Here is a 24,129-nt window from a genome sequence, read left to right on the forward strand (position 1 = left end):
CAGGGAGTGGCTGGCGTGAGATGGCCGCGCTGACGACGGAACGAGATCGCCTCGTCTGGCCGGCCGGACTCGCGACGGCGTGGTCCGGCCGGAGTTCCATCTGCTATGCGGGTATCAATACGGCGATGCGATGCACGCCGACCTCCTTGCTTGTATTCGTGGCTTCATCGGTCTTGCCCTTGGAGCAGGTGTACATATCACCCGTCTTGAGCTTGAATTCCTTGTCCGCTTTCTTGATCGTGAATGCACCTGAGGTAATGGTGCACACCATGTCGTTGTCCATCACGGTTTGAGGAGCATGTGCTCCGGGCTGAAACACAACGTCGATAATTGCGATGCTCTTGTAGGCGGGAATGTCTGCATTGCCGGTGCCGACCTCCACCACCCTGACACCGGGCGCAATCTCCTTGCCCTCTTTCGGGCCGTATTTCTTGATTTTTGCCGATGCCGCCAAGGTGAACAAAGGCGCTACCGCGGCGGTCGTCAGACCGAGGGCAATTGCAGACCTGCGATTCATGGTTTTCATTGCATCCTCCCGATGCTCGTCATGCATGGATTGCACGATCCTTGATATATTAGCACAAACGAATTTACTTGTATGCAAAGTGGCTGTGGCGCAGGCCAGCAAGGAAATCCTCCGCCGGATAATGTTGCTTCACTGTACCTTTTGCCGGAATTTCGAATGACAGTTCGAGCAATCCTGCAGGATGAGATGCAGGATATGCTCCGCCGGCAGTTTGGTCGGATCGGCTTCCTTTGGAATCGAGTGCTTGCCGAGCAGGCTGCCGCCGCGCATCGCCAGGCCGGTGCCCATGCGCATGTCATCGGTGATGACGGCCGGCGCGCTTTGGGCCTTGGCGGCCAACGCGCGCGCCAGCGCCCCGATATGATTTGCCAGCGCCTCGAATTCCCGTGACTGATCGATCACCAGCCTGGCCTGCGAAGGCGGTCCAAGCGAGCCGCTCGGAAATTCGGCAATCAGGGCAGGGCCGGTGCGCGCGCGCAGCGTGTCCGCAGCCGCCTTGAAGGCTGCCGCGTCATAGGCTTGCCTGCGGTCGAACATGCCGGCAATGGTTTTCGCAGCCGCCGCCATCTCCTTCATCGACGCCTGGCGGGCCGCGACGATCGGTCCGCTGCCGACGGAGGCGGCCATCGTAAGGGCACAGACCAGCCACAGCAGCGCCGCTTTCACAGTCCATCTCACGGCGCCATGTCCTTGCCCCATCCATCCGTGATCAGCCAGCCGCAGCAGGGGTTCGACATGCAGTCGGATTCTTCGGTCGTGATGCCGGTTCTCATCGGTAAATTTCCATCGCCGGAGGTCTCCGTCTCTAATCAGATAGACCTTCCAGCCACCGGAAGGTCAACTGATTGAGAAGGCCGATCAGCGGGCAATGAGCACAGGCTTGCAGCAAGCTGACGCAGCGTTTCCTTGACTTGGATCGCAAAAACGGGCAGCAAGGCGGGGGTGAGGGAGAGCATTCTACCGTGGCGCAGACCATGGAGTGCTCTTTTTTTCGCATCAGGCGCCGCATAATCGGTGGCTGATGGAGGGATTGGTTAACCAACTTTGTCCATCTTTTGATTCAATCGGCAACAGACGCGAAAGGTGCAGGGGGCACCAGCGAACTGTGGATGTCACGGATGCGAGGGTCGCAAGCCTGCATGCCGATTGAGAGTGGTTGTATGGCGTTTTTGCGTTTGAAAGACCGGGGCGACACTCCTGAACGGGGTTTGACTTCGAAGAGATCCGGCCAGCGCTGGGTGGTGGTGCCGGTTGTCGGCGCGGCCTTGGCGCTGTGGTCGGTGGCAACCATGGCCGGCCTCTATTCGCTCGGTACCTCGCTCACCGCAGCCTCCAACAGCCTTCCGCACAGTCTGCTTCTGCCGAACGCAGCACTTGCCGATTCGCGCCGCAGCCTCGCCAATTCGTGGGCGCCGCGGCTTTCGGCGCAAAAATCACAGGCCTCGCTGCTCAGCCAATGCGACGCCGGCTGCGCGCATGCCGCCGCGAACTTCGCGCATGACGGCAAGATGGCGCGGCTGAAGCCGGCCACGCACGCTGTGGCCCCGAGCAGTGTCGCCTCAAACATTGCGCCAAACACCAGCGTCGCTCTCGCCACTTCGCGCGGCATGCGCTTCGACGGCGTGGTGGCCAAGGCAGAGCTGTCGCCGCAAAAGCTGGCTGCCGCCTTCGCCAAGGCCTCGAATGCGCCCTTCATGCTTGCCAGCCTTCCGGTCGCTGCCCGTTTCGCCGAAGTCCGGCTGCCCGATCAGCATGGCCCCGCTTCGGAACGCTTTGGGCCGGAAGTGGCTGAGATCGAACGCTCGTCGCGCCTGGCGCTGGCGCTGGCCAACAGCTTGCCGGAAGACGCTGACATGCTGGCGCCGCCGCCCGCCGTTGCAGCAATCGCCGGAGGGCAGGATCCTGAGCAGGCCGAGGTTCAGGTCGCTTCGCTGCCGCCGCAGGACGATCTGCCCGACAACATTGCGTTGCCGGGTTGGCGTCCACGCGCCGAAACCGCTCAGCCTGCAGAGCCTCGGCAAGCCAGCAAACCCAGGGCAGCCAAGCCACAGACCGACAGGACGGCCGAGAGCCCCGCACCCCAGTCGCCGGGCAATTCGTCGCCGCGGTCGCCACGCAGTACTTCGGAGGTTGCCGCACTGCCTGGCGTGCCAGACAGCCAGAGCATCCGATCAAGCCGGATCAAGCCTGGCAAACGGTCGAAGACACAGGCCGGCGAGATGCTGGCCTATGCCAAGCCGGACGTCCCGGCGGGCGGTGTCGGTCGCGCCTTCAAGGATCTGTTCGCCACGCCCGGAATGGGCGGCGGCGTCGCCGTCTACGATATCTCGGCCAAGACCGTCTATATGCCGGACGGCTCGCGGCTGGAGGCCCATTCGGGGCTGGGCTCGATGGTCGACCAGCCGCGCTTCGTGCACAAGAAGAATGTCGGCCCGACGCCGCCCAACACCTATGATCTGCGGCTGCGCGAATCCCGCTTCCATGGCGTCGAGGCGCTCCGTCTCACTCCCGTCAGCGGCGGCAACAAATACGGCCGCGACGGCCTGCTCGCCCACACCTACATGCTGCGCGGCGGCCGTGCGGAGTCCAATGGCTGCGTCGTCTTCAAGGACTACGCCCGCTTCCTTGCCGCCTACAAGAAAGGCAAGATCAAGCGCCTCGTCGTCGTGCCGCGCCTGACCAAGCCGCTGACGCGGGTCGCTCAGGAAGGCCGGGGATCGTAAGGCAGTAGGCAGTAGGCAGTAGGCAGTAGGCAGTAGGCAGTAGGCAGTAGGCAGTAGGCAGTAGGCAGTAGGCAGTAGGCAGTAGGCAGTAGGCAGTAGGCAGTAGGCAGTAGGCAGTAGGGCCCAGGAGCGTCCATCGCCTGTTGATTGTTTTTCTGCCCCTATTGCCTATTCCCCACTGCCTATTCCCTTTTCACCCCCAGGCAGACTATGAGTGACCGCTGCGGGTCGGCTTCACCACGAGGACATCATGACAATACGCGCTGTCGTTTGGGGCGAGAACATCCATGAGCGGACCAATGAGGTGGTCGCAGCCCTCTATCCCGAGGGCATGCACACGACCATCGCCAAGGCGCTGAATGCCGACAAGGCGATCTCCGCCTCGACCGCGACGCTCGAGCAGCCCGAGCATGGCCTGCCGGCCGACCGTCTGGCCGAGACCGACGTGCTGGTCTGGTGGGGCCACAAGGACCATGGCGCCGTTGCCGACGAGATCGTCGAGCGCGTCGCCCGCCGCGTTTGGGAGGGGATGGGGCTGATCGTTCTCCATTCCGGCCATTTCTCGAAAATCTTCAAGCGGCTGATGGGCACGCCCTGCACGCTGAAATGGCGCGAGGCGGGTGAGCGCGAGCGGCTCTGGGCGACCAGTCCCAGCCATCCGATCGCCGAAGGCGTCGGCGAATATTTCGAGCTCGAGAATGAAGAAATGTATGGCGAGCAGTTCGCCGTGCCCGAACCGCTGGAGACCGTCTTCATCTCCTGGTTCCAGGGCGGCGAGGTGTTCCGTTCTGGGCTGACCTATCGCCGCGGCGCCGGCAATGTCTTCTACTTCCGCCCGGGCCACGAGACCTATCCGACCTATCACGACGCCAATGTGCACAAGGTGCTGCGCAATGCGGTGAAGTGGGCGCACAATCCGCAGGGCACCAAGTCGGCGATCCTTGAGGCGCCGAACGTGCCGGTCGAGAAGGCGCTGGAGCCGATCGTCGAGCGCGGCGGCAAGCTGCACGCTTCGGGCGAGGCCGGCTTCCGCTAAAGCAAAATCCAGGAAAAAAGGCGTAGCGGTTTTCCGCATGGGTTTCCTAGACCGTATCTGCGCCATATGATTGAATCGAACCAATTCGCTCGGAGTGCAGAAAATGCGGCTTTTGATACTGGGAACCGGCTGGATGGCGCAGGAGCATGCCCGCCGCTTCGGCGGTATCGACGGCGTCGAGATCGTCGGTGCTGTCGACGTCGATGAAAAGCGCGTTGGCGAATTTGCCGACGGGTTCAAGATACCGAAGCGGTTCACATCCCTGGAAGACGCGCTGGCGTGGGGCGAGTTCGATGCGGTCGCCAACGTCACGCCGGACCGCATTCACCACCCGACCACCATGGCGTTGATCGCGGCCGGCAAGCCGGTGCTGTGCGAAAAGCCGCTGGCCGAAGACTTCGGCAAGGCAAGCGAGATGGCCAAAGCGGCTGAGGCGGCCGGCATCGTCAACATGGTCAATCTCACCTATCGCAATGTCGCTGCCTTGCAGAAGGCGCGGCAGATGGTGCTGGTCGGCGAGATCGGCACCGTCCGCCACGTCGAGTCCTCCTATCTGCAGAGCTGGCTGGTCTCGAAATTCTGGGGCGACTGGCGCACCGACCCGAAATGGCTGTGGCGGCTGTCGCGCGACCACGGCTCCAACGGCGTGCTCGGCGATGTCGGCATCCACATCCTCGATTTCGCCAGCTATGGCGCCGCACTCGACGTCGACCACGTGTTTTGCCGGCTGCGCACCTTCGACAAGGCGCCAGGCAACCGCATCGGCGAATACGACCTCGACGCCAATGACAGCTTCGCCATGACGCTGGATTTCTCCAACGGCGCCTTTGGCGTCGTTCACGCCAGCCGCTGGGCGACCGGCCACATCAACGAATTGCGCCTGCGCATCTATGGCGACAAGGGCGGCATCGAAGTCGTGCACAATCTCGAGGGTTCGGAACTGAAGGCGTGTGTCGGCGAGGATATCGAGAACGCCAAATGGCAGGTGCTCGACGCCGGCACGGTGCCGACCAATTACCAGCGCTTCGTCGATGCGGTTCGCAGCGGCGTGCAGGCCGAGCCTTCATTCCACCATGCCGCCGAACTGCAGAAGGTGCTGGATCTGGCCATGGTTTCGGAACAGAAGCGGACGGAACTGAGGGCCAGCGCCGATACGCAGTGATGTGAAGGGGAGGAAGAAACAATGGTCACGCGCCGCGCGCAATGTCTCTGCGGCCAGCTTTCAGCCGTCTGTTCGGGCGAGCCGGTGCGCATCTCGGTCTGCCATTGCCTCGACTGCAAGCGCCGCACCGGCAGCGCCTTCAGCTACAATGTCCGGTTTGCGCAAGCTGATGTATCGATCGAGGGGCGGGCGAAGCAGTTCACGCGCGCCGGCGACGAGGGCGGCCGCGTCATCTACAATTTCTGTCCGGAGTGCGGCGCCGCCGTCCACTATCGCATCGACACGCAGCCCGGTGTGATCGCCATTCCCGTCGGCGCCTTCGCCGACCCGTCGTTCCCGCCGCCCTTCCAGTCTTTTTACCACGAAAGCCGTCGCTGTGAGTGGGTCGAGATCAACGCCGAGCCGCTGGCGACGTTCGACTGAAGGCCGCTTTTTGGATACCCGGAACCGTCCGCACGCTCCGCGCCTTTGAGAGGGCATCGCCCCCTGATTGCCATTGCCGAGCCGTTAGCCACCGCGCTCGGCTGCCCCATGAATAGGCATAAGTCAAGACGAATCCGGCTTGCGGCCCGATTGCTGACATGCTTACCTGACGGCATGTGTTCAATGGGGGTATATGGATGGCTAAGGAATCTTCGAATTCCGCTTCTTCAGAAAAGAAGGCGGACGTAAATCTGATAGGTAACACAGAAGGAAACGGGCTGAACTTCATGGGAGTTCAGGCCCGCGAAAACGGAACCGCCGGCGACGCCGTCGGTGTCGACAAGATCCGTGACCTGCTCTTCGGCAACCAGATGCAGGACTATGACCGCCGTTTTTCCAAGCTTGAAGAACGGGTGTTGCAGCGCTTCAAGGATGTCGAGTCCGAGGCCAAGCGCAATCTCGAAATGTACGAGTCGAATGCAAAGAAGCAGATCGATTCGCTTGCAGGGCAATTGCGGAGCGAAAAAGATTCACGAGCCGATGCCGACAAGGAGATCGACCGGAATCTTCGCGAGCAAAACCAGGCTCTTGAAAAGCAGGTGCGCACGTTGTCGGATCAGTTGAGCGCGCTCGAGCGCGACGTTTCGGACCGGATAAATCGAAACGATCATTTGCTGCGTGAGGAAATCAAGCAGAAGAATGAAGGCGTTCAGATGCTGATCGAGAAGATGTTTGCCGACCTCAGCAACGTCAAGACCGACCGAAATCTTTTGGCTGGCCTGTTTGTCGAGGTTGCAAAATGTCTCAATCAGGATCCCGTCGGGAGCAAGAGCAACTCGGACCGCAGCTGGAAAGTGAGTTGATGGGACCTTGACGTCCACCGTCGACCCATTCAACCTTCCGCAAAGAACAGCCTCGAACGATACAGAGATTGATCGCGAGGCTCTGGCTCGTCTTTTGATCGAAATTGCCCGGAACGTTGATCCGGACTACCGTGCGCAGTTCGAGGCGGTTCCAACCGCCGATCCGCGCATGGAAACGCTGCGGCAGTTGCTGGTCAGCCGCGAAATCTCCGAGCTTTCACGCGTCACGCATCTGCTCGACGAACCCGAGCAGCTTGCGGCGGCCGTGGGCGACGTTCTTCCCAGTGCTGCCGGACGAGCGCCTTACGCGCAACTCGGCGAGGCGCTTGCGCCAGCTGTCGAACGGGCTGTGCAACGGTCGATCCAGAAGAGCCCGCGCACGCTGACGGACATATTGTACCCGGTGTTTCTGCCGGCAATTCGCAAGTCGATCGGCGAAAAGATCGACCAGACCTTTCAGTCGCTGAATGAAACTCTAAGGCACATATTCACCTGGCACGGGCTCAAGTGGAGACTTGAAGCCTGGAGAACAGGGGCAAGCTTCTCCGCAGTTGTTCTGAAGCATTCCCTTGTCTACCGTGTGGAACATGCCTTTCTCATTCATCGGAATTCCGGCCTTTTGATAGCGCATGTAACTGCCGACAATGCGACGAGCGAAGATCCTCAGCTCATTTCTTCGATGCTCAGTGCGATTCAGGATTTTGTAAAAGACTCATTTAACGAGAAAGAGCAGAGCGGCCTGGACACAATCCGTTTCGGCGAGCTTCGTCTCTGGTCGGAAGTTGGACCGTTTGCGACACTGGTTTCGGTGATCCGGGGAAATCCGCCGGAGGAATTGCATGAAATCGTTCGCGATGTGTTGCTTCGCATCCATGAGCAATCCTCAGAGGCTTTAGAGCAGTTCGACGGCGACGGTTCGCAGCTGGCCAGCGTAGAGGCGCAGTTGCAGACCTGCGTCGAGCTCAAGCAAGAGGAATCAAACGACGGATTTCCGTGGCTGGTGGCGGCCGTTGCCCTGTTGCTCTTGAGTCTGGCAGGCGGTTGGTACTTTCTTTCCTGGCAATCAGCGCAGCGCTGGCAGGCTTACGTGTCGCGCTGGCAGGCTTACGTGTCGCGAGTGGAGGCCCAGCCGGGCATCATCGTTGCCGAACAGCAGGTACGCGATGGCCAGTTCTATATTGCCGGCCTGAGGGACCCGCTTGCCGTCGACCCGCAGTCGCTGTTGTCAGGCACGGGAGTCGATCCGGCCGGGGTTCATTCGCAATGGCAATTCTATCAGAGCCTTGAGCCGGAGTTCGTGCTGAAGCGGCTGACGGCGTCGCTGGCTCCGCCGGATTCAGTGCGATTTTCGATCGTCGATGGTCGCGTCGTCGCCGAGGGTGAGGCTCCCGACACCTGGATCAGCCGGGCGCGCGCGGCGGCCCAGCAGCTTTCGGCAGGCGGGCCGGTCTTCGACATCTCGGGGGTTCGTGACGTAAGCCCCGAAGTGCACGCGGCGCAGCGCTGGCAGGCTTATGTGTCGCGACTGGAGACCCAGCCGGGCATCATCGTTGCAGACCAAAAGATACGCGACGGCCAATTCTATATCGCCGGCCTGCGAGACCCGCTTGGCGCCGATCCGCAATCGCTGTTGTCGGGAACAGAGGTCGATCCCGCCCGGGTTCATGCGCAGTGGCAATTCTATCAGAGTCTTGAGCCGGAGTTCGTGTTGAAGCGGCTGACGGCGTCGCTGTATCCGCCGGATACAGTACGACTTTCGATTGTCGATGATCGCATCGTTGCCGAGGGCGAGGCTCCCGACACCTGGATAGATCGGGCGCGCGCGGCGGCCCGGCAGCTTTCGGCAGGCGGACCCGAATTCGACATCTCCAAGGTTCGTGACGTGAGCCCCGAAGCGCGCGCGGCGGAGCACTGGCAGTATTATGTGTCGCGACTTGAGGCCCAACCGGGAATCATCGTCGCCCAACAAAGCGCGAGGGGCGGACATTTCTACATTTCCGGCTTGAGAGACCCGCTTGCCGCCGACCCGCAAGCCCTGCTGTCCGGAACGGACGTTGATCCTGCCCGCGTTCATGCACAGTGGCAATTCTATCAGAGCCTTGATCCGAAGTTTGTGGTGAAGCGGCTGACCGCGGCGCTGTCCCCGCCGAAAACCGTTCAGCTCTCGATCATCCAGGGTCGCATCGTGGCCGTGGGTGAGGCTCCTGCCGGCTGGATCAACCGGGCACGGGCCGCCGCTGAACAACTTTCGGCGGACGGCGTGGTTCTGGATGTCTCGCAGCTGCGTGAACTGAACCTTGCAGAACTTAATCATTTGAGGCAGGCCATCCAGACGACCGATATTTTCTTCTCTTCCGGCAAAGTTGTGCCGGGACCGGAGCAGACGCCGGTTCTCGACAGGTTGGCGGACCAAATAAAGGAATTCGCCCAGAGTGCCCGCAATTCCGGCGTAACGGCGCGGTTCATGTTGACCGGGCATTCGGACACCACAGGCCGTGAGACGGCCAACGCGTCGATCAGCGCCGCCCGCGCCGAGACAGTTCGTGCGCTTCTCAACAAGCGGGGCGTCGCTCCCGAATTGCTGCTGGTTCGGGGCGCGGGCACTTTTGAGCCGGCTGTACCTGAAAACAGTCTAACCGGTAGCTCCACCAATCGCCGGGTTTCGATTACGGTAAACCTGGACTAGCGGAGCCCAACATGTTGCAAAAAAAGATCTGCATGCTGGGCGGTTTCGCCGTCGGAAAGACGAGTCTGGTCCGCAGGTTTGTGCAGAGCATCTTCTCAGAAACCTACTTGACCACCGTCGGAGTGAAAATCGACAAGAAAAGCGTCGCGCTCCCGGACAAAACCGTGGATCTGATTTTGTGGGATTTGGCCGGCGAAGACGATATCGGCTCATTCCGCGTCAGCTATGTTCGCGGTGCAACCGGGCTCGTGCTTGTCGTCGATGGAACCCGCGCCGCTACTCTTGCCGTGGCACTCACGCTGCGCGAACGGGTCGAGGCCGAATTCGGCGCCATGCCGTTCGTATTGCTGTTCAACAAGTCCGATCTGGCCGATCGGTGGGCGATATCGGATGGTGAGATCAACGAGTTGAGGCAACGTGGATGGCAAATCTATCTAACAAGTGCGCTTTCGGGCGAGCAGGTCGATGACGCCTTTCGTCAACTTGCCTTGATGGTCACCAAATAGACCATGCATGAATTGCCAAAAGAAGTCAGAAATTGGTTTTTCAATTTCTTCTTCGACGGGCACGCTGTCGCTTATCTGAAAATCGACCCTGAGCTTTGCATAGCTGCCAAGGGCGGCAATGTTGAACATTACGGGCTGTCATCACTTCGCATCGGCAAGCCTGTTGCCGAGCAGCTTGAATTCATGGAGGGTTTGCTGCCTTGCCCGGAGCTTCCGTTTCGCATGGACATGGTTGAACTGCCCGGCGGGCGTGTCGCCGACCTCCATTTTTTTGCTGACAATGCGTTCGTGTGGCTGCTTTTTCTGGACGCCACTGCCGAACGAGACAACAGGCAGCGGCTTCAACAGAAGGCCTATGAAATGACGCTCCTGCAAGAGAGGGAGCGTCAACTCAACGAAAAATTGCAATCGACGAACGAGGCGTTGAGGAAGAGCCAGGAGGGATTGGCGCGTGAATATCAGCGCGCCGAAAACCTGCTCCTCAACATTCTCCCGGCCTCGATCGCGGAGCGATTGAAAGCGCAAAAGAAAATTGCCGACAACCACGCAGAGGTGAGTGTGCTTTTTGCCGACATCGTCGGTTTTACGGAACGAGCGCGCAGCGTCGGAGCGGTGACGACGCTCGCTATTTTAAACTACTTCTTCAAGGCGGCGGATCGGCTCTCTGAGCGATACGGCTGCGAAAAGATCAAAACAATTGGCGATTGTGTGATGGTGGTCGCCGGCCTGCCCACGGCGCGATCCGATCATGCAAAGGCCCTCACGCGCTATGCGATTGAGCTGCGCAAAGCGGTCAAGCGGGAACGCTTCGCAGGAGAGCCGATAAGGCTGAGAATTGGAATTCACTCAGGACCGATCGTCGCCGGCGTCATAGGCAAGAGGCGGTTCGCCTATGACCTGTGGGGTGAGACCGTTAATCTCGCCTCACGTATTCAAACGTCCGCGGAGCCCGATGAAATCCGTATTTCCGATGCAACTTGCCAACTGCTTGGACCGAAATTTGCTTGCGACCCACTCGAGGAAACGGAATTGCGCGGTGCGGGTCGCGTGCGAATGTGGCGGCTCCCGAGCTGATCCGTCGCCTGCGGTGCGACCGTGGAGCGCCGATAGCGGCGCCCGAAAGCCATTGGCGTGACCTGATCTTGCGATCGCAAAGCACCCTTTGCGCTTGCCCGGAAGGCCTCTATTCTGGAGCACAGTGGCCGCTGGTGGGATAGAATGTCGGTACTGCCTTTTCTGAGAATCTACGCACCGCTAAATGCGGTGCTCGCTGCGCCTGGGCTTCTGGCGGTGGCTGCGCTCACGATGCCGAACATGTCCGGACGAAGCAGACTGGCTCTGGCTGCCGTGCTTGCTGTCATTTGGGCCGCCTATCTTCTGCAGATGGCCGAGACCCTGCTCAAGCGCTGGGCGGGAGACCTCAGGGACAGGACGCCGGCAATCGCGATCGATGTGCTCGCGGTTTTGGTTCCAGTCGCCGCATTTCTGCTCGACGGCACGCCCGACCGGAGCCTCTACTGTGCTGTCTGGCTGCTGAAGCCGCTGCGCGACTCGACCTTCTTCCCGCTGCTTGGCAGGGTTCTGGCCAACGAAGCGCGCAACCTGGTCGGCGTCACCACGGTCTTCGGCCTGGTTCTGTTCGGTGTCGCACTCGCGGCCTATGTCATCGAGCGCGACGTCCAACCGGAAAAGTTCGGCAGCATCCCCGAGACAATGTGGTGGGCGGTGGTCACGCTGTCCACTACCGGCTATGGCGACGACATTCCGCAAAGCTTCGCCGGCCGCGTCCTTGCCGGGGCTGTCATGATGTGTGGCATCGGCATCTTCGGGCTCTGGGCCGGCATTCTTGCCTCCGGCTTTTATCAAGAAGTCCGTCGCGAGGATTTCGTCCGCAATTGGCAATTGATTGCCGGCGTTCCGTTGTTTCAGAAGCTTGGCCCGGCCACGCTGGTCGAGATCGTGCGCGCGTTAAGGCCTCGCACGGTGCCGGCGGGCGCCGTGATCTGCCGCAGTGGCGAGACCGGTGATCGGATGTTCTTCGTCGTGGAGGGCCGCGTCAGCGTCGCGACGCCCAACCCGGTGGAGCTTGGCCCTGGCGCCTTCTTCGGCGAGATGGCGCTGATCAGCGGCGAACCGCGTATGGCGACCGTCACTGCCGCGACTTCTGTCTCACTCCTGTCGCTGCACGCGGCGGATTTCCAGATGCTGTGCAGCAGTAGCCCGGAAATCGCGGAAATCATCCGCAGGACCGCGCTCGAGCGGCGCGGCGCGGCGCCGGTGGCTTGACCGTACAGCCGATGGTGGCCCGGCTGGAACTGGATGGTACGGCTCTATCGACCACGCGCTGAGGTTATGGACGGCACGTGGAAGGTCCCAGAGGCGTAGCCGGAGACCTAAACGTAGCCGATCCACTCTACCGGCGGCTCGTTGTTTGGCGCTATGCGTCGACAGTTCCTGCCCCGCGGCCTTTCGGACGACCGGCTTTGGCTAAACTCTAATGCCTTAGAATCTTGCTTAGAAAAGCCCGGCTGCGGTCGGTCTTCGGGTCGGAGAAAAACGCCTCCGGCGTGCCGCTTTCGACGATGGCGCCGGCGTCCATGAACACCACGCGCTGCGCCACCTTGCGGGCAAAGCCCATTTCGTGCGTTACCACCATCATGGTCATGCCTTCCTCGGCCACCGCGACCATGACGTCGAGCACTTCGGAAATCATCTCGGGATCGAGCGCCGAGGTCGGTTCGTCAAACAGCATGATCTTGGGGCGCATGCCGAGGCAGCGCGCGATGGCCACACGCTGCTGCTGGCCGCCGGACAGCTGTGACGGGTAGGCGTTGACCTTGTCGGCGAGGCCGACCTTGGCCAGCAAGTCGCGCCCGGCCTGCTCGGCCTCGGCGCGGGGGATCTTGCGCACATGGATCGGCGCCAGCGTGACGTTTTCCAGCGCCGTCTTGTGCGGGTAGAGGTTGAACGACTGGAAGACGAAGCCGATCTCGGTGCGCAGCTGCGTCATGTTGGTGGCGGGGTCGCCGAGGCGCTGGCCGTCGACGACGAGGTCGCCATCCTTGATCGCTTCCAGGCCGTTGATGCAGCGGATCAGCGTCGACTTGCCCGAACCACTTGGGCCGCAGACGACGACCACTTCGCGCGGCTCGACGCTGAGCGTGATGTCCTTCAGCACATTGAGCGAGCCGAACCATTTGTTGACGCCGCGAAAGTCGATCATGCCCGTTTTGGTCAGGTTTGTCTTGGTCGGGCTTGGATTGGTCATGGCGGTCAGCCCTTTGGGTTCGATGTCACAGCTGCACCTCGCCATGCGCCGCGCCCATGCGGCGCTCCAGCCGGCGGGCGAGCATGATCAGCGGATAGCAGACGACGAAATAGCCGACGCCGACCAGGAAGAAGACCAGCAGGCCGTTGGGCACACGCTGCACCACCAGCCAGCCGACGCGGGTGAGGTCGGTCAGCCCGATCGCCGAGACGACGGAAGAATCCTTGATCAACAGTACATATTGCCCGACCAGCGGCGGCAGCACGATGCGCATCGCCTGCGGCAGCACCACCTGGCGCATGCGTTGCCAGCGCGACAGGCCGGACGCCAGAGCTGCCTCAACCTGGCCGGTCGGCACCGAGCGGATGCCGGCGGCGACGATCTCGCAGATGAAGCACGCGGCGAGGTTGGTGAGCGCGATGATGCCGGCGGTGAAGGCATCGAGCTCGATGCCGAATTCCGGCAGGATGAAGAAGATCAGAAAGATCTGCACCAGGAACGGCGTGCCGCGGATCAGGTCGACCCAGGCCCCGATCACGCTCGAGATCAGCCGGTTGCCGCCGGTGCGCAATATGCCGAGGCCGAAGCCAAGCAGCGTGCCCAGCACCAGGCTGATCGCCGACAGCATCACGGTCATGCCAAGGCCGCGCAAGGCGAGGGGGTAGCTGCCGGCCAGGCTTTGCAGCTGTTGCCAGATCATGTGCTGCTCCTTGCCGGCTGCAGACCGAGCCAGCGACTGGACAGCCCCGCCAGTCCTTTGAGGCCGTAATAGAGCAGCAGATAGAAGGCGGCGATGGTGATGAAACCTTCCGCCGGCATGAAGCGGTCGGACGCCAGCAACTGGCCGGCGCGCGTCAGTTCGGAAACCGAGATCAGCGACAAAAGCGCGGAATCCTTGACCAGCACGATCGCCTGGCCGAGCAGCGGCGGGATCGTCACCTTGAAGGCTTGCGGCAGGATGACCAGGCGCATGCGCTGGACATAGGTCATCCCCGAGGCGACGCCGGCCTCGACCTGGCCGCGCGGGATCGACAGGATGCCGGCGCGGATGATTTCCGCGACATAGGCGCCGCTGTTCAGCGACAGAGCGATGATGCCGACGACCAGCTCGGGCAGGACGAAGCCGAGACGCGGCAGGCCGAAATAGAGGAAGTAGAGCTGCGCCAGCAACGGCGTGGCGCGCACGGCATCGATATAGCCCTTGGCCAGCACGCGAAACAGCTGGCCGCGCTGCAGGTTCATGGCGGCGAGCACGATGCCGACGGCCAGCGCGCCCGCAAAGGACAGCGCCGACAGCCACACGGTCGTGATCAGACCCTGCCCGAACAAAGGCAGATATTCGATGATGGTGCGGAAGCTGAAATTTTCGAGCATGGCGGTGAATGGTGAATGGTGAATGGGCAGTAGTGAGTAGTGAGTAGTGAGTAGTGAGTAGTGAGTAGTGAGTAGCGTCCGGAATGGCCATTCACCATTCACCATTCACCATTCACCATTCACCATTCACCATTCACTACTTCCTACTCACTACTCCCTGCTTACCTCTGCTTAGTGATCCTTCTTCCAGGCGTCGGAATTGACCCAGTAGTCGAGGTTCTTCTGCAGGCGGCCGTCGATGCTGACCTGGTTGAGGAACAGGTTCATCCAGATCAACAGGTCCGGCTCGTCGTAGCGGGTGGCGAAGGCAAGCGGCTCCTTCGACAACAGGTCCGGCATGATGGTGAAGGTGCCGGCGGGATAGGCTGTCGACTGACCCTTGACCGCCGAGACGTCGTTGACGCCGCAATCGGCCTGGCCGTTGTTGACTGCGTCGAGCAGCAGCGGGCCGCCGCCCTTGTAGCTCTTGATGTCGGCATCCGGGAAGGCGTTCTTGGCTTCCTTTTCGCCGGTGGCGCCCAACAGCACGGCGATCTTGGTGCCCTTGGCCTTGCAGTCCTCGGTTGTCTTGAACTTGCTGTCGGCCTTGGTGAAGACGGTGCTGCCCGTATACATGTAAGGTGTGGTGAAGGCGACCTTCATGCCGCGCGCCAGCGTCGGCGTCATGTCGGCGACGAGCAGGTCGGCCTTGCCCGAAAGCAGCGCCGGGATCAGCCCGTCCCAATCATAGTCGAGGAAGGTGATCTTGACGCCCATTTCCTTGGCCATCAGTTCGGCGAGTTCGACCGAACTGCCGGTGCGCTCGCCGGCCGCGCCGACCAGCGAGAAGGGAGGTCCTTGCGTCTGTACCGCGACGCGCAGTTCGCCGCGCTTGGTGATCTCGTCGAGCGTTCCGGCACTGGCAGCAGCGGTCAGGCCCGCAAGCGCAAGTCCGGCGATGAAAAGCTTGGCAATCTTCATTTGGCATTCCTCCTGTTATCGTTGTTGTTCCACTTTGTTATTCCACCCTTTTGGGTGTTTTTTGAGCGGCGGCACCGTTTGCCGGCGGCAGCCACCGTTCGAAAATCCTCAGTCCCAGGCCACCGTCTCGGCAACCTTGATGCCACGCCTGGCCAGCTCGTCGAAGAACGGCCCGTCCGGCACATGCAGCAGCGGGTTCAAAAGCCCTGGTGTGGCGATCTCGCGCCGCGCCAGCATCTGCGCCACGATGCTGGCGGGATAGCCGACGCCAAGGCTCATGCCGAACAGGCCTGATGCCAGGTCGCGTTCGATGATCAGGTCCGACGTCACCGTTTTGGCGCGGCCGCCTTCGAGACCGGAAAAGACATTGCGCATCACGCAAAGGTCCTTCTCGTCGGCGCCATATTGCAGTTGCGGGCCGAGCAGACGGCCGAGAAATTCGCGTGGGCTGGCGCCGGTGCCGGGCACCTTGTCTTCGGAGAGGAAGCCGAGTTCCTTCAGCGGCGCCCAGAACGCCGACCATCCCGGCCAGCGCAGCGTATAGCGGCCCGAGCGTTGCAATCCCTTGGCGGCTGCCAGCATCTCGACATAGTGCAGAGCGTCGCCATTGGGGAAAGCTTCCAGCCGGCCGAGGCCCGCGACCTCGATCTCGTGGATGAAGGCATTGTCGTGCTGTCGGCCGGCCGGCACTTCGACGCGCTTGCCATGCTCGATCATCACGCTGTCGCGGTTCTGGCTGACCAGAACCATGTCGAAATTCCAGCTTACCTTGTAGCAAAGCGGCTTCGCCATCGCCTTCGGTTCGGGGATGCCGCCGCAATAGGAATCGATCGAGGAGATCGTAGAGAACTGCTTTGCGGCGCGCGCATAGAGCACGAGGTCGATGCCGGGATCGAGCCCACATTCGGTCATGATCGAAACGCCGGCCTGTTCAGCCTCCGGCGCCAGATCGGCAATCGCCTTGCCGTAATTGGTAGTGACCAGCGGCGTGCGCGTTGCGATCGCGGCCTGCACCGCCTCGCGCATCAATGGCTGCGGCAACAGATCGATGGCGGCGTCGACATCCGCCAGCACGGTGGCAAGCGCCGGACCGATCGCGCCCTCGGGCATGACGAAACGCACGCGGGAAAGGTCGGTCAGCCCGGCAAGCCGGGCAGGGCCGTCAGCCGACGTATCGACGCAGACGACTTCCTCGACACCGGCGCTGGCGACGAGATCGGCGATGGCCGCCCGTCCCTGCAGGCCGAGGCCGCCGAGAACAGCTATTCTCATGCCGGCTCCTTGCGTGACGGTGTTTCTTCCGACCAGCAGCCTTCGGGAAGGCTGACCCATTTGTTGCATGAAGCCATGACGACGAAGGTTTCGCTGCGCACGACTTCCCCGGGAATGCCGGCGCCCGGAATCAGCTCGCTGGTGATGCGGTAGAGGTCGGCGACATCGCCGGCGACGGTCACGTCGACGATGATGTCGAAGCGCCCGGTAACCACCGAGGCCGAGTTGACGAAAGGCAGTTCGGCAATGCGCTGCGCCAGTTCCCGGGCGCGGCCACGTCCCTGAGCGTTGATGCCGACAATGGCCGAGATCAACTCGGGGCGTTCGGTCAGATTGAGCAGCCCGACGATCTTCAAGAGGTTGCGGTCGAGCAGATTGCGCAACCTTGAGCGCACCGTCGGCACCGAGATCGCCATCGTCTCGGCGAGCCGGTTGATGCCGGGCTGGGCATCTTGCGACAACAGCTTTACCAGCCGTCGATCGGTTTGATCGAGATGCTCACGCAAAAGGCAAGGCTTTCATAAAGGGAAAGAAACGATGGGATTTTCTTTCGGATATGAAAAATACCTTATGGGAAATTTTTAACAGCAGCAAGAGCTATGTCATCCCTCTGTGCCAGTTCCCGTGTGCGTTCAGGCAAGACAGGATGCATGTCGTCCCAAAACCGCTGCACATTTTGGGGCAGTCGAGGATGTGCGCGACAGCACTAGGTGACGGAGTTCGAAGACGATCTTGCCGCGGCCGTGGTCGCTTGAACGCGACGGTAGGTCGTAGTGAGCAACGCACCCGAATGGCAGGCCGACCGAGCTGCGGCGTAGCCGCAACTCACGCCTTCACCTGATAAGCGGAGAGGCTCATTCGCGACATGGCCAAAAGCGGCCTTTCGATAAAACTATAACTCGCCAGGGACACGGCGATGCAAGCGGTGACAATAGCTATGCTTGCAAGCCATGGTGACACATTGGCGGTTGCAACGACAGGAGCGATCGCGAGCAGCACGATAGGATGGGTCAGATAGAGAGAGTAGGAAGCATCTCCCAGCCTTGCCAGCACGCGAGGAGCAAAAAGTCGGAAGTAGCTCTCCAGGCTGATGCAACCCGCGACAAGGATCAGCGCCGGGATACCTTGAGCAAGGGTTCGCGGCAAGTTGAAGCCAAGTACCATCACCAGTGTGGACACAATAGCGAACCCGACAGCCGAGGCACCCAGGAAAGCGGGCAAACGCACCAGTCTGCCGACCAGATGGCCGACAGCCATGCCGGCAAGGAACTCAAACAGGATTGGCGTGGTATAGAAAAACAGCACAGTGTCGGCGGCGGGTTTGAAGATAATGCGTGCGGCTACGGCGATTGCAAAGACAACGCCAATCGTGGCCATTTGCGTCAGCGCACCAAAACCCATAGTCGCCGCGAACAGAATGTAAAACAGGATTTCCAGATTGAGCGTCCAACCCACGCCAAGCACTGGCTGGACATAGCCTGTGGCCGTATCGAGATAGGGCACGAAAAGCAGGCTATTGGTAATCTGCTCAAAGGACACTCCACGACCGGCAAACAGCCAAAGTGCGGCGACCATGAGGAAGGTCTGACCCAATAGAACGGAACGACGCGCGTGAACCGCTGCATCAAAAAAGCACGGTGGTCGCGATGTCTGTTCTCCGTCGAGAGAACCATGACGAAACCGCTGATGACGAAAAACAGGTCGACGCCGCTGTTTAGAATGGGAATAGGCAAATCGAGCACGCCTAGTGCGGCCGGAAGATGATAGATAACAACCATTAGGGCTGCTAGCCCCCGCAGGGTCTGTATCGATGTATATTGTTGAATCCAACGCGGCGCAGCGTGATCATTATCCGGAATGACGTTCATTAAAAAATGTCCCCGATGCCGGAGAGTATTAACACGGATGAGATCGTTGATGCGACGATTAACTGCCGGTTTAATAATACATAAAATTTGAATAGCTTTCACCGACTTTCGCGGCCCGGGCCTTGCGATCGCCATCGTCTCGGCGATGCCTTGGCGCGCTGCTTGTATGCGCTATCGCCCGGTCTGGAAGATCGCCACCGCTGCCGCCGTCAGCGCGGCATTGCCGGCCGCAACCGTGCCATCCGGCAGATGCTTCCCATCCTCCAGCCCGACGCGCGTCGACCAGTCGCGATCCGCGGCACGGCGCACGAACGGCCACACCGTCGCGTTCTCGCCATGCAGCAGGATGGCACGGCGAATGCCGGCGCGCTCCAGGACCTGTTCGATGCCGTCGGCGACCGCAAAAGCCTCGTCTAGCGTCTGCTCGGAAATCTCGATCAGCACGCGCAGCACGCGCCCGCCATGGTCGAGGCCGACCAGCCGCTCGGCGTCGGCGACCGACGCCAGACCCGCCTCGATGCCGATGCCGCGCTGGCGCAGGCTCTCCATGACGATCGGTGCCGCCGCCTCGCTGAGATTGACCGAGGCATAGTCCGGCAATTCGCGCCAGCCGGCGATGGCGACCAGCGTGCTTGTATCGTCATTCTCGATCCAGGCGCCGGTGGAGACGCCGATCAGCGTACCAGGGCAGGCACGGCGCAGCCCTGCGATCGTCAGGTCCATCGCTGCCGGCGCAAGGCTCTCGCGGCGGTCCGCTCCGCGGGCATGGACATGCAGCTCGGCCGCACCCGCGGCGACAGAGGCCGCGCCGTCGCGCGCCATGGCCTCGGCGTCGAGCGGCAGCGTGGGGTGAAAATCGGCGGCGCGCGCGCCGTTGATGCAGGTCTGGACGATCATGGCTCTCGCGATCCTGTTGCGGATCGCGCGAGCCTACCGCAGGGCAGGGCGGAGAGGGAACGGGCGTGGTGAAGATTGCTGACAGGGTGCCGCTTCTGCGGAGGTTGCGGTATCGGCCCAGGACATACCATATAGCGGGACAGGACACGCCACGGGCGATCCTTACCCCTTTGCCGGACTGCCGGCCAGAAGGATTTGCGATGGCTGAGTTGAAGGTCAGAACCCGCGTCACCGGCGCGACGGCGACGCTGCAGCCCGGCGGCTTGCCTTCCATCACCACTCCGACCGGCGGTGCAGTCGATGTCGTCACCGGCGTCAGCGCGCCGGGCTTCAATCCGCTCGACCTGCTCTACGCCTCGCTCGCCGCCTGCATGGTGCTGAGTGCGCGCATCGCCGCCTCCCGCCTCGGGGTTGCCGCCGCGCTTGGCGAGGTGCGCGCCGAGGTCAGCGGCGAGAAGGCCAAGGACGAGCCGTCGCGCGTCGAAAGGCTCAACATCAGGCTCGACATCTCAGGCGATCTCGACGCTGCGACCAAGCAGCGGATCGTCGAGGACGCCGAAGCGATCTGCACGGTGTCCAACACGCTGCGCGCCGCGCCGCAATTGCATACGACGCTTGGGTGAGGGCTTCGCAGAATGCCTCGCTGCCACCAACCAAGGACCGTCCCATGGCCATGATCCCGCCGATCGACTACGCCTCGGCATCGCAAGACATCCGCGCCGAGCACGACAGGGAGCTTGGCCTGCGCGGACGCATGACCAACATGAAGCGCATCCTGCTGCATTCACCGGCGGCCCACCGCATCTATGCCGAATGGTTCACCCTGCGCGATCTGCTCAAGCCCGCACTCGACGACCGCGCTGTCTGGCTGTTGTCGCTGGCGATCTCCGAGAGATGCCGCGCCGAGATACCGCTTACCTTCTTCCGCCGCGCGCTGATCGATGGTGGCCTTGATCCCGAGGCAATCCAGCCAACCTCCGACGAGGCGTTGCTGATCGAATTTGGCAAGGCAGTCGCCGCCGATGCCAATGTCATTCCGAACGACATCTGGGCAGCGCTGAAGGCTCGCTATGACGACACGCTGCTGGTCAACCTCGTCGCCTTCGCCGGCATCATGGTGGCGACCTGCCTGTTCACAAACGCGGTGAGGGTCGATCTGGACCCTGAGTTGGAGGCGTATCGCCGCAAGGGTGCCGATCCGGTCTGATGCGATCGATACGCAGTCGATCTGCAGTGGATATCGCCCGGAAGGATCAGCCGTAGTAGCCGGCTCCAAACAGCAAAAGTGTTTCCACCTGGGAGTCCGCTTCTTTTCCTATGGCTGTCCAGATGCTGATGCCGAGAGCATTCGAAATCGCGCTATCGATCTCGACCTTCACATTGGGGTCGGTTTGTCTCAAGAACCTCAGCGCAACCTCCATGGAAATCGGAAACAGCGACGCGCCACCCAGTTCCAAGATCGCAGGCGAGGTGAATTCTAGCGCTTCGAGTGCGCCATCGGCCTTGTAATAGGCGAATACTCCAAGGTCCGGCCAATAGTCGGCCGGAACGCTGGTTGGGCTCCGCCGAAAGACCTTGAGCTCTCCTGAAAAGAAGGATCTGACAGTCGCCTTAGACGATCCGAGAGGAAGCCCTTTGACGCCATTTAGCGGTTCGATCGAAAGATGCATGTACACAGTTAATCGCTGCCGGCAGCAGATGACAATGTTCATCGCAGGAATCGGGTGGCCCAGGCGCCTCGTTCGCCCCACTTTGACCGCAAGCAAAGGAGGCATCCATGACCATCCATTCGATAAGCACCAAACGCGCAGCCCATTCGGCCGAAGCGCGCGTCGCAGCGCAGGACTGGAGTGCTCTGATCGGCGAACTGAACAGCCACGGCAGCGCCGTCATGCCGGCGTTGCTTGCACCCGAGGAGTGCGCCGAGATCGCCGGTCTCTATCCGCATGAGGACCATTTCCGCAGCCATGTGGTGATGGCCCGCCATGGCTTCGGCAAGGGCGAGTACCGCTATTTCCGCTATCCGCTGCCGGATCTGGTCGGTGGCCTGCGCACCGCGCTCTATCCCAGGCTGGCCGGCGTCGCGAACGACTGGAACGATCGCATGGGCGCGGCACGGCGCTATCCCGATGACCACGCCGCCTTCCTCCAGCTTTGCCACGAAGGCGGCCAAACGCGGCCGACGCCGCTTCTCCTCCAATATGGCCCCGGCGACTTCAACTGCCTCCACCAGGATCTCTATGGCGACCTCGCTTTTCCCCTGCAGGTCGCGATCCTGTTGTCGCAGCCGGGCGAGGATTTCACCGGCGGCGAATTCGTGCTGACCGAGCAGCGCCCGCGCATGCAAAGCCGTGCCGAAGTGGTGCCGCTGACCCGGGGCGATGCAGTGATCTTTGCTGTCCACAATCGCCCGGTGCAAGGTACGAAAGGGCACTACCGCGTCAATCTCCGGCACGGCGTCAGCCGCCTGCGCTCGGGACGGCGGCATACGGTGGGAATCATCTTCCACGACGCGAAGTGACAATTCGTCGGACACAGCCAAAGCACCTCACTACCGCTGCTTATTGACATGGCGAGTTCGGCGGAACGTCTCCGCTTGTGTAAGAGAGGGGCATTTATGAAACGATCCTATGAGAAGCCGACACTCGTCAGACGGGGCAAGCTCGCCTCGCTCGCCGCCCAGCAGGTGCCGTCAATAGAAGCGGAAGTGCCCGCACCGAACTGAGTACAGAAGCTGGTTCAAAAACAGCCCGTTGCGCAAAATCGCGCGGCGGGCTGTTTTGCATTCTGGAGGTGCGGACCGCAGCGGCTTTTGCGCGCGGCGTCAAATGGGCGCTTCCTCTGGCGCGGCCGATCGCGTAAGGGCCGGGGAAAATCCTCCAAGGTTCTTCCAGTCGCATGATCCGTCTTGAAAGCATCAGCAAACAGAACGGCCGCCAGCTTGTCTTCATCGAGGCCTCGGCCTCGCTACAGAAGGGCGAGAAGATCGGCCTTGTCGGTCCGAACGGCGCCGGCAAGACGACTTTGTTTCGCATGATTACCGGCCAGGAGCAGCCCGACGAGGGCCAGGTGCAGGTCGATCGCGGCGTCACCATCGGCTATTTCAGCCAGGATGTCGGCGACATGGCCGGCCACAGTGCTGTGGCCGAAGTGATGAACGGCGCCGGGCCGGTCAGCGACGTGGCGGCCGAAATGGCCGAACTCGAGGCGGCCATGGCCGATCCCGAGCAGGCCGACCGGATGGATGAGATCATCGAGAAATATGGCGAGGCGCAGCACCGTTTCGAGGAACTCGACGGCTATGCGCTCGATGGCCGCGCCCGCGAAGTGCTGGACGGCCTGGGCTTCAGCCAGGAAATGATGGACGGCGATGTCGGCAAACTGTCCGGCGGCTGGAAGATGCGCGTGGCGCTGGCCCGCATCCTGTTGATGCGGCCCGATGTCATGCTGCTCGACGAACCGTCCAACCATCTCGATCTCGAAAGCCTGATCTGGCTGGAGCAGTTCCTGAAAGGTTATGAGGGCGCGCTGCTGATGACCTCGCACGACCGCGAGTTCATGAACCGCATCGTCAACAAGGTGGTCGAGATCGACGCCGGTTCGCTCACCGCCTATTCCGGCAATTACGAATTCTACCAGCAGCAGCGGGCGATCGCCGACAAGCAGCAGCAGGCGCAGTTCGAGCGCCAGCAGGCCATGCTGGCCAAGGAGATCGCTTTCATCGAGCGCTTCAAGGCGCGGGCGTCACACGCCGCCCAGGTGCAGAGCCGGGTGAAGAAGCTCGACAAGATCGATCGTGTCGAGCCGCCCAAGCGCCGTCAGATCGTGAATTTCGATTTTCAGCCGGCGCCGCGCTGCGGCGAGGATGTCGTGACGCTGAAGAACGTCCACAAGGGCTATGGCAGCCGCTCGATCTATGAGGGGCTGGACTTCCAGGTCCGCCGCCGCGAGCGCTGGTGCATCATGGGCGTCAACGGCGCCGGCAAGTCGACACTGCTGAAGCTGGTGGCCGGCGCGTCTGACCCGGATGCCGGCACAGTTGCTCGGGGGCCGAGTGTGAAAATGGGCTATTTCGCCCAGCACGCCATGGAGGTGTTGGAGGTCGAACGCACCGTGTTCCAGACGCTGGAGGACGCGTTTCCGCAAGCCGGCCAGGCGCCGCTCAGGGCACTCGCCGGCTGCTTCGGCTTTTCCGGCGACGAGATCGAGAAGAAATGCCGGGTTCTGTCAGGCGGCGAAAAGGCGCGCCTGGTGATGGCGCTGATGCTGTTCGATCCGCCCAATCTTCTGGTGCTCGACGAGCCGACCAACCACCTCGACATCGCGACCAAGGAGATGCTGATCACGGCGCTGTCGCAATACGAAGGCACCATGCTGTTCGTCTCGCACGACCGCCATTTCCTGGCCGCACTCTCCAACCGCGTGCTGGAACTGACGCCAGAAGGCATCCACACCTATGGCGGCGGCTATACCGAATATGTGGAGAGGACCGGGCACGAGGCGCCGGGGCTGCGGACCTGACGCAGGTCCTGCGTCCGCATTTGCGTCCAGCAAAGCCAGGATTT

General features: G+C 61.6%; 24 protein-coding genes and 1 pseudogene. 13 read left to right on the top strand and 12 right to left on the bottom strand.

What is annotated here, in order from left to right; all coding sequences use genetic code 11:
• Positions 1–103: 103 nt before the first annotated feature.
• Positions 104–526, bottom strand: a complete 423-nt coding sequence (locus AC3EML_RS14885) for a hypothetical protein (RefSeq protein WP_023684778.1) — start codon at positions 524–526, stop codon at positions 104–106.
• Positions 527–655: 129 nt separating this feature from the next.
• Positions 656–1,204, bottom strand: coding sequence for a cytochrome c (locus AC3EML_RS14890; RefSeq protein WP_352521059.1), 549 nt, complete (start codon positions 1,202–1,204; stop codon positions 656–658).
• A gap of 482 nt (positions 1,205–1,686) precedes the next feature.
• On the opposite strand from AC3EML_RS14890, the gene AC3EML_RS14895 reads away from it, so the two are divergent.
• The 9 genes from AC3EML_RS14895 to AC3EML_RS14935 all read left to right on the top strand — a co-directional run bounded on the left by AC3EML_RS14895 (position 1,687) and on the right by AC3EML_RS14935 (position 12,211).
• Complete coding sequence (locus tag AC3EML_RS14895) at positions 1,687–3,249, top strand: DUF2778 domain-containing protein (RefSeq protein WP_488505245.1); 1,563 nt, start codon at positions 1,687–1,689, stop codon at positions 3,247–3,249.
• A gap of 250 nt (positions 3,250–3,499) precedes the next feature.
• Entirely contained in the window at positions 3,500–4,285 is a 786-nt protein-coding gene (locus AC3EML_RS14900; RefSeq protein WP_352521058.1) for a ThuA domain-containing protein, read from the top strand.
• Between the two features lie 103 nt (positions 4,286–4,388).
• Positions 4,389–5,447, top strand: a complete 1,059-nt coding sequence (locus AC3EML_RS14905) for a Gfo/Idh/MocA family protein (protein WP_023670312.1) — start codon at positions 4,389–4,391, stop codon at positions 5,445–5,447.
• A gap of 21 nt (positions 5,448–5,468) precedes the next feature.
• The gene (locus AC3EML_RS14910; RefSeq protein WP_023715108.1) at positions 5,469–5,870 is read left to right on the top strand and encodes a GFA family protein; all 402 of its coding nucleotides are present in this window, start codon (positions 5,469–5,471) and stop codon (positions 5,868–5,870) included.
• Between the two features lie 197 nt (positions 5,871–6,067).
• The gene (locus AC3EML_RS14915; protein WP_023670314.1) at positions 6,068–6,733 is read left to right on the top strand and encodes a hypothetical protein; all 666 of its coding nucleotides are present in this window, start codon (positions 6,068–6,070) and stop codon (positions 6,731–6,733) included.
• Between the two features lie 7 nt (positions 6,734–6,740).
• Positions 6,741–9,419, top strand: coding sequence for an OmpA family protein (locus AC3EML_RS14920; protein WP_031204504.1), 2,679 nt, complete (start codon positions 6,741–6,743; stop codon positions 9,417–9,419).
• Between the two features lie 11 nt (positions 9,420–9,430).
• A complete protein-coding gene (locus tag AC3EML_RS14925) occupies positions 9,431–9,925 on the top strand; it encodes a Rab family GTPase (protein WP_023670316.1) in 495 nt (164 codons plus the stop codon).
• A 3-nt stretch (positions 9,926–9,928) separates the two neighbouring features.
• Entirely contained in the window at positions 9,929–10,999 is a 1,071-nt protein-coding gene (locus tag AC3EML_RS14930; RefSeq protein ID WP_023693905.1) for an adenylate/guanylate cyclase domain-containing protein, read from the top strand.
• A 144-nt stretch (positions 11,000–11,143) separates the two neighbouring features.
• Positions 11,144–12,211 carry a cyclic nucleotide-gated potassium channel gene (locus AC3EML_RS14935; protein WP_023684786.1) on the top strand — a complete coding sequence of 356 codons (1,068 nt, stop codon included), beginning with the start codon at positions 11,144–11,146 and terminating at the stop codon, positions 12,209–12,211.
• Between the two features lie 208 nt (positions 12,212–12,419).
• On the opposite strand, the gene AC3EML_RS14940 is transcribed toward AC3EML_RS14935, so the two are convergent.
• From AC3EML_RS14940 to AC3EML_RS14980, 9 genes and pseudogenes are all read right to left on the bottom strand, one after another.
• Complete coding sequence (locus tag AC3EML_RS14940) at positions 12,420–13,148, bottom strand: amino acid ABC transporter ATP-binding protein (protein ID WP_023670319.1); 729 nt, start codon at positions 13,146–13,148, stop codon at positions 12,420–12,422.
• Positions 13,149–13,218: 70 nt separating this feature from the next.
• The gene (locus AC3EML_RS14945) at positions 13,219–13,893 is read right to left on the bottom strand and encodes an amino acid ABC transporter permease (RefSeq protein WP_023684787.1); all 675 of its coding nucleotides are present in this window, start codon (positions 13,891–13,893) and stop codon (positions 13,219–13,221) included.
• Positions 13,890–14,567, bottom strand: a complete 678-nt coding sequence (locus AC3EML_RS14950) for an amino acid ABC transporter permease (protein ID WP_023693902.1) — start codon at positions 14,565–14,567, stop codon at positions 13,890–13,892. The genes AC3EML_RS14945 and AC3EML_RS14950 overlap by 4 nt, the downstream gene beginning before the upstream one ends.
• Positions 14,568–14,738: 171 nt before the next feature.
• Entirely contained in the window at positions 14,739–15,527 is a 789-nt protein-coding gene (locus AC3EML_RS14955; RefSeq protein ID WP_023684789.1) for an ABC transporter substrate-binding protein, read from the bottom strand.
• Positions 15,528–15,635: 108 nt separating this feature from the next.
• The gene (locus tag AC3EML_RS14960) at positions 15,636–16,799 is read right to left on the bottom strand and encodes a saccharopine dehydrogenase family protein (protein WP_023733917.1); all 1,164 of its coding nucleotides are present in this window, start codon (positions 16,797–16,799) and stop codon (positions 15,636–15,638) included.
• Positions 16,796–17,305: an Lrp/AsnC family transcriptional regulator gene (locus tag AC3EML_RS14965; protein WP_023670324.1), complete on the bottom strand. Its 510-nt coding sequence runs from the start codon at positions 17,303–17,305 to the stop codon at positions 16,796–16,798. The genes AC3EML_RS14960 and AC3EML_RS14965 overlap by 4 nt, the downstream gene beginning before the upstream one ends.
• 319 nt (positions 17,306–17,624) lie before the next feature.
• Positions 17,625–18,374: an acyltransferase family protein gene (locus AC3EML_RS14970; protein WP_023834740.1), complete on the bottom strand. Its 750-nt coding sequence runs from the start codon at positions 18,372–18,374 to the stop codon at positions 17,625–17,627.
• A 23-nt stretch (positions 18,375–18,397) separates the two neighbouring features.
• Positions 18,398–18,802: pseudogene (locus AC3EML_RS14975) on the bottom strand (acyltransferase family protein); the annotation flags it as partial.
• Positions 18,803–18,838: 36 nt separating this feature from the next.
• Complete coding sequence (locus AC3EML_RS14980; protein WP_352521057.1) at positions 18,839–19,564, bottom strand: 3-keto-5-aminohexanoate cleavage protein; 726 nt, start codon at positions 19,562–19,564, stop codon at positions 18,839–18,841.
• 200 nt (positions 19,565–19,764) lie between these two features.
• Between AC3EML_RS14980 and AC3EML_RS14985 the strand changes: the two genes are divergently transcribed.
• Both AC3EML_RS14985 and AC3EML_RS14990 read left to right on the top strand, forming a co-directional pair.
• Positions 19,765–20,187 carry an OsmC family protein gene (locus tag AC3EML_RS14985; protein WP_023670326.1) on the top strand — a complete coding sequence of 141 codons (423 nt, stop codon included), beginning with the start codon at positions 19,765–19,767 and terminating at the stop codon, positions 20,185–20,187.
• Between the two features lie 44 nt (positions 20,188–20,231).
• Positions 20,232–20,771, top strand: coding sequence for a carboxymuconolactone decarboxylase family protein (locus AC3EML_RS14990; protein ID WP_352521056.1), 540 nt, complete (start codon positions 20,232–20,234; stop codon positions 20,769–20,771).
• Positions 20,772–20,817: 46 nt separating this feature from the next.
• Here AC3EML_RS14990 and AC3EML_RS14995 read toward each other — a convergent pair whose 3' ends face one another.
• Positions 20,818–21,276, bottom strand: coding sequence for a hypothetical protein (locus AC3EML_RS14995; RefSeq protein WP_050586866.1), 459 nt, complete (start codon positions 21,274–21,276; stop codon positions 20,818–20,820).
• 65 nt (positions 21,277–21,341) lie between these two features.
• On the opposite strand from AC3EML_RS14995, the gene AC3EML_RS15000 reads away from it, so the two are divergent.
• Positions 21,342–22,085 carry a 2OG-Fe(II) oxygenase gene (locus tag AC3EML_RS15000; RefSeq protein ID WP_023705198.1) on the top strand — a complete coding sequence of 248 codons (744 nt, stop codon included), beginning with the start codon at positions 21,342–21,344 and terminating at the stop codon, positions 22,083–22,085.
• Positions 22,086–22,462: 377 nt separating this feature from the next.
• Entirely contained in the window at positions 22,463–24,085 is a 1,623-nt protein-coding gene (locus AC3EML_RS15005; protein ID WP_352521055.1) for an ABC-F family ATP-binding cassette domain-containing protein, read from the top strand.
• The last annotated feature ends 44 nt before the right edge of the window (positions 24,086–24,129 follow it).

Source organism: Mesorhizobium sp. P170090 (assembly GCF_057786115.1).

Excerpts from the sequence above, each read along its gene's own strand:
- AC3EML_RS14885 (WP_023684778.1), bottom strand. The coding sequence starts at position 526 with ATGAAAACCATGAATCGCAGGTCTGCAATTGCCCTCGGTCTGACGACC.
- AC3EML_RS14895 (WP_488505245.1), top strand. The coding sequence starts at position 1,687 with ATGGCGTTTTTGCGTTTGAAAGACCGGGGCGACACTCCTGAACGGGGT.
- AC3EML_RS14900 (WP_352521058.1), top strand. The coding sequence starts at position 3,500 with ATGACAATACGCGCTGTCGTTTGGGGCGAGAACATCCATGAGCGGACC.
- AC3EML_RS14905 (WP_023670312.1), top strand. The coding sequence starts at position 4,389 with ATGCGGCTTTTGATACTGGGAACCGGCTGGATGGCGCAGGAGCATGCC.
- AC3EML_RS14910 (WP_023715108.1), top strand. The coding sequence starts at position 5,469 with ATGGTCACGCGCCGCGCGCAATGTCTCTGCGGCCAGCTTTCAGCCGTC.
- AC3EML_RS14915 (WP_023670314.1), top strand. The coding sequence starts at position 6,068 with ATGGCTAAGGAATCTTCGAATTCCGCTTCTTCAGAAAAGAAGGCGGAC.
- AC3EML_RS14925 (WP_023670316.1), top strand. The coding sequence starts at position 9,431 with ATGTTGCAAAAAAAGATCTGCATGCTGGGCGGTTTCGCCGTCGGAAAG.
- AC3EML_RS14930 (WP_023693905.1), top strand. The coding sequence starts at position 9,929 with ATGCATGAATTGCCAAAAGAAGTCAGAAATTGGTTTTTCAATTTCTTC.
- AC3EML_RS14935 (WP_023684786.1), top strand. The coding sequence starts at position 11,144 with ATGTCGGTACTGCCTTTTCTGAGAATCTACGCACCGCTAAATGCGGTG.
- AC3EML_RS14940 (WP_023670319.1), bottom strand. The coding sequence starts at position 13,148 with ATGATCGACTTTCGCGGCGTCAACAAATGGTTCGGCTCGCTCAATGTG.
- AC3EML_RS14945 (WP_023684787.1), bottom strand. The coding sequence starts at position 13,893 with ATGATCTGGCAACAGCTGCAAAGCCTGGCCGGCAGCTACCCCCTCGCC.
- AC3EML_RS14950 (WP_023693902.1), bottom strand. The coding sequence starts at position 14,567 with ATGCTCGAAAATTTCAGCTTCCGCACCATCATCGAATATCTGCCTTTG.
- AC3EML_RS14955 (WP_023684789.1), bottom strand. The coding sequence starts at position 15,527 with ATGAAGATTGCCAAGCTTTTCATCGCCGGACTTGCGCTTGCGGGCCTG.
- AC3EML_RS14960 (WP_023733917.1), bottom strand. The coding sequence starts at position 16,799 with ATGAGAATAGCTGTTCTCGGCGGCCTCGGCCTGCAGGGACGGGCGGCC.
- AC3EML_RS14970 (WP_023834740.1), bottom strand. The coding sequence starts at position 18,374 with ATGGTCGCCGCACTTTGGCTGTTTGCCGGTCGTGGAGTGTCCTTTGAG.
- AC3EML_RS14980 (WP_352521057.1), bottom strand. The coding sequence starts at position 19,564 with ATGATCGTCCAGACCTGCATCAACGGCGCGCGCGCCGCCGATTTTCAC.
- AC3EML_RS14985 (WP_023670326.1), top strand. The coding sequence starts at position 19,765 with ATGGCTGAGTTGAAGGTCAGAACCCGCGTCACCGGCGCGACGGCGACG.
- AC3EML_RS14990 (WP_352521056.1), top strand. The coding sequence starts at position 20,232 with ATGGCCATGATCCCGCCGATCGACTACGCCTCGGCATCGCAAGACATC.
- AC3EML_RS14995 (WP_050586866.1), bottom strand. The coding sequence starts at position 21,276 with ATGAACATTGTCATCTGCTGCCGGCAGCGATTAACTGTGTACATGCAT.
- AC3EML_RS15000 (WP_023705198.1), top strand. The coding sequence starts at position 21,342 with ATGACCATCCATTCGATAAGCACCAAACGCGCAGCCCATTCGGCCGAA.
- AC3EML_RS15005 (WP_352521055.1), top strand. The coding sequence starts at position 22,463 with ATGATCCGTCTTGAAAGCATCAGCAAACAGAACGGCCGCCAGCTTGTC.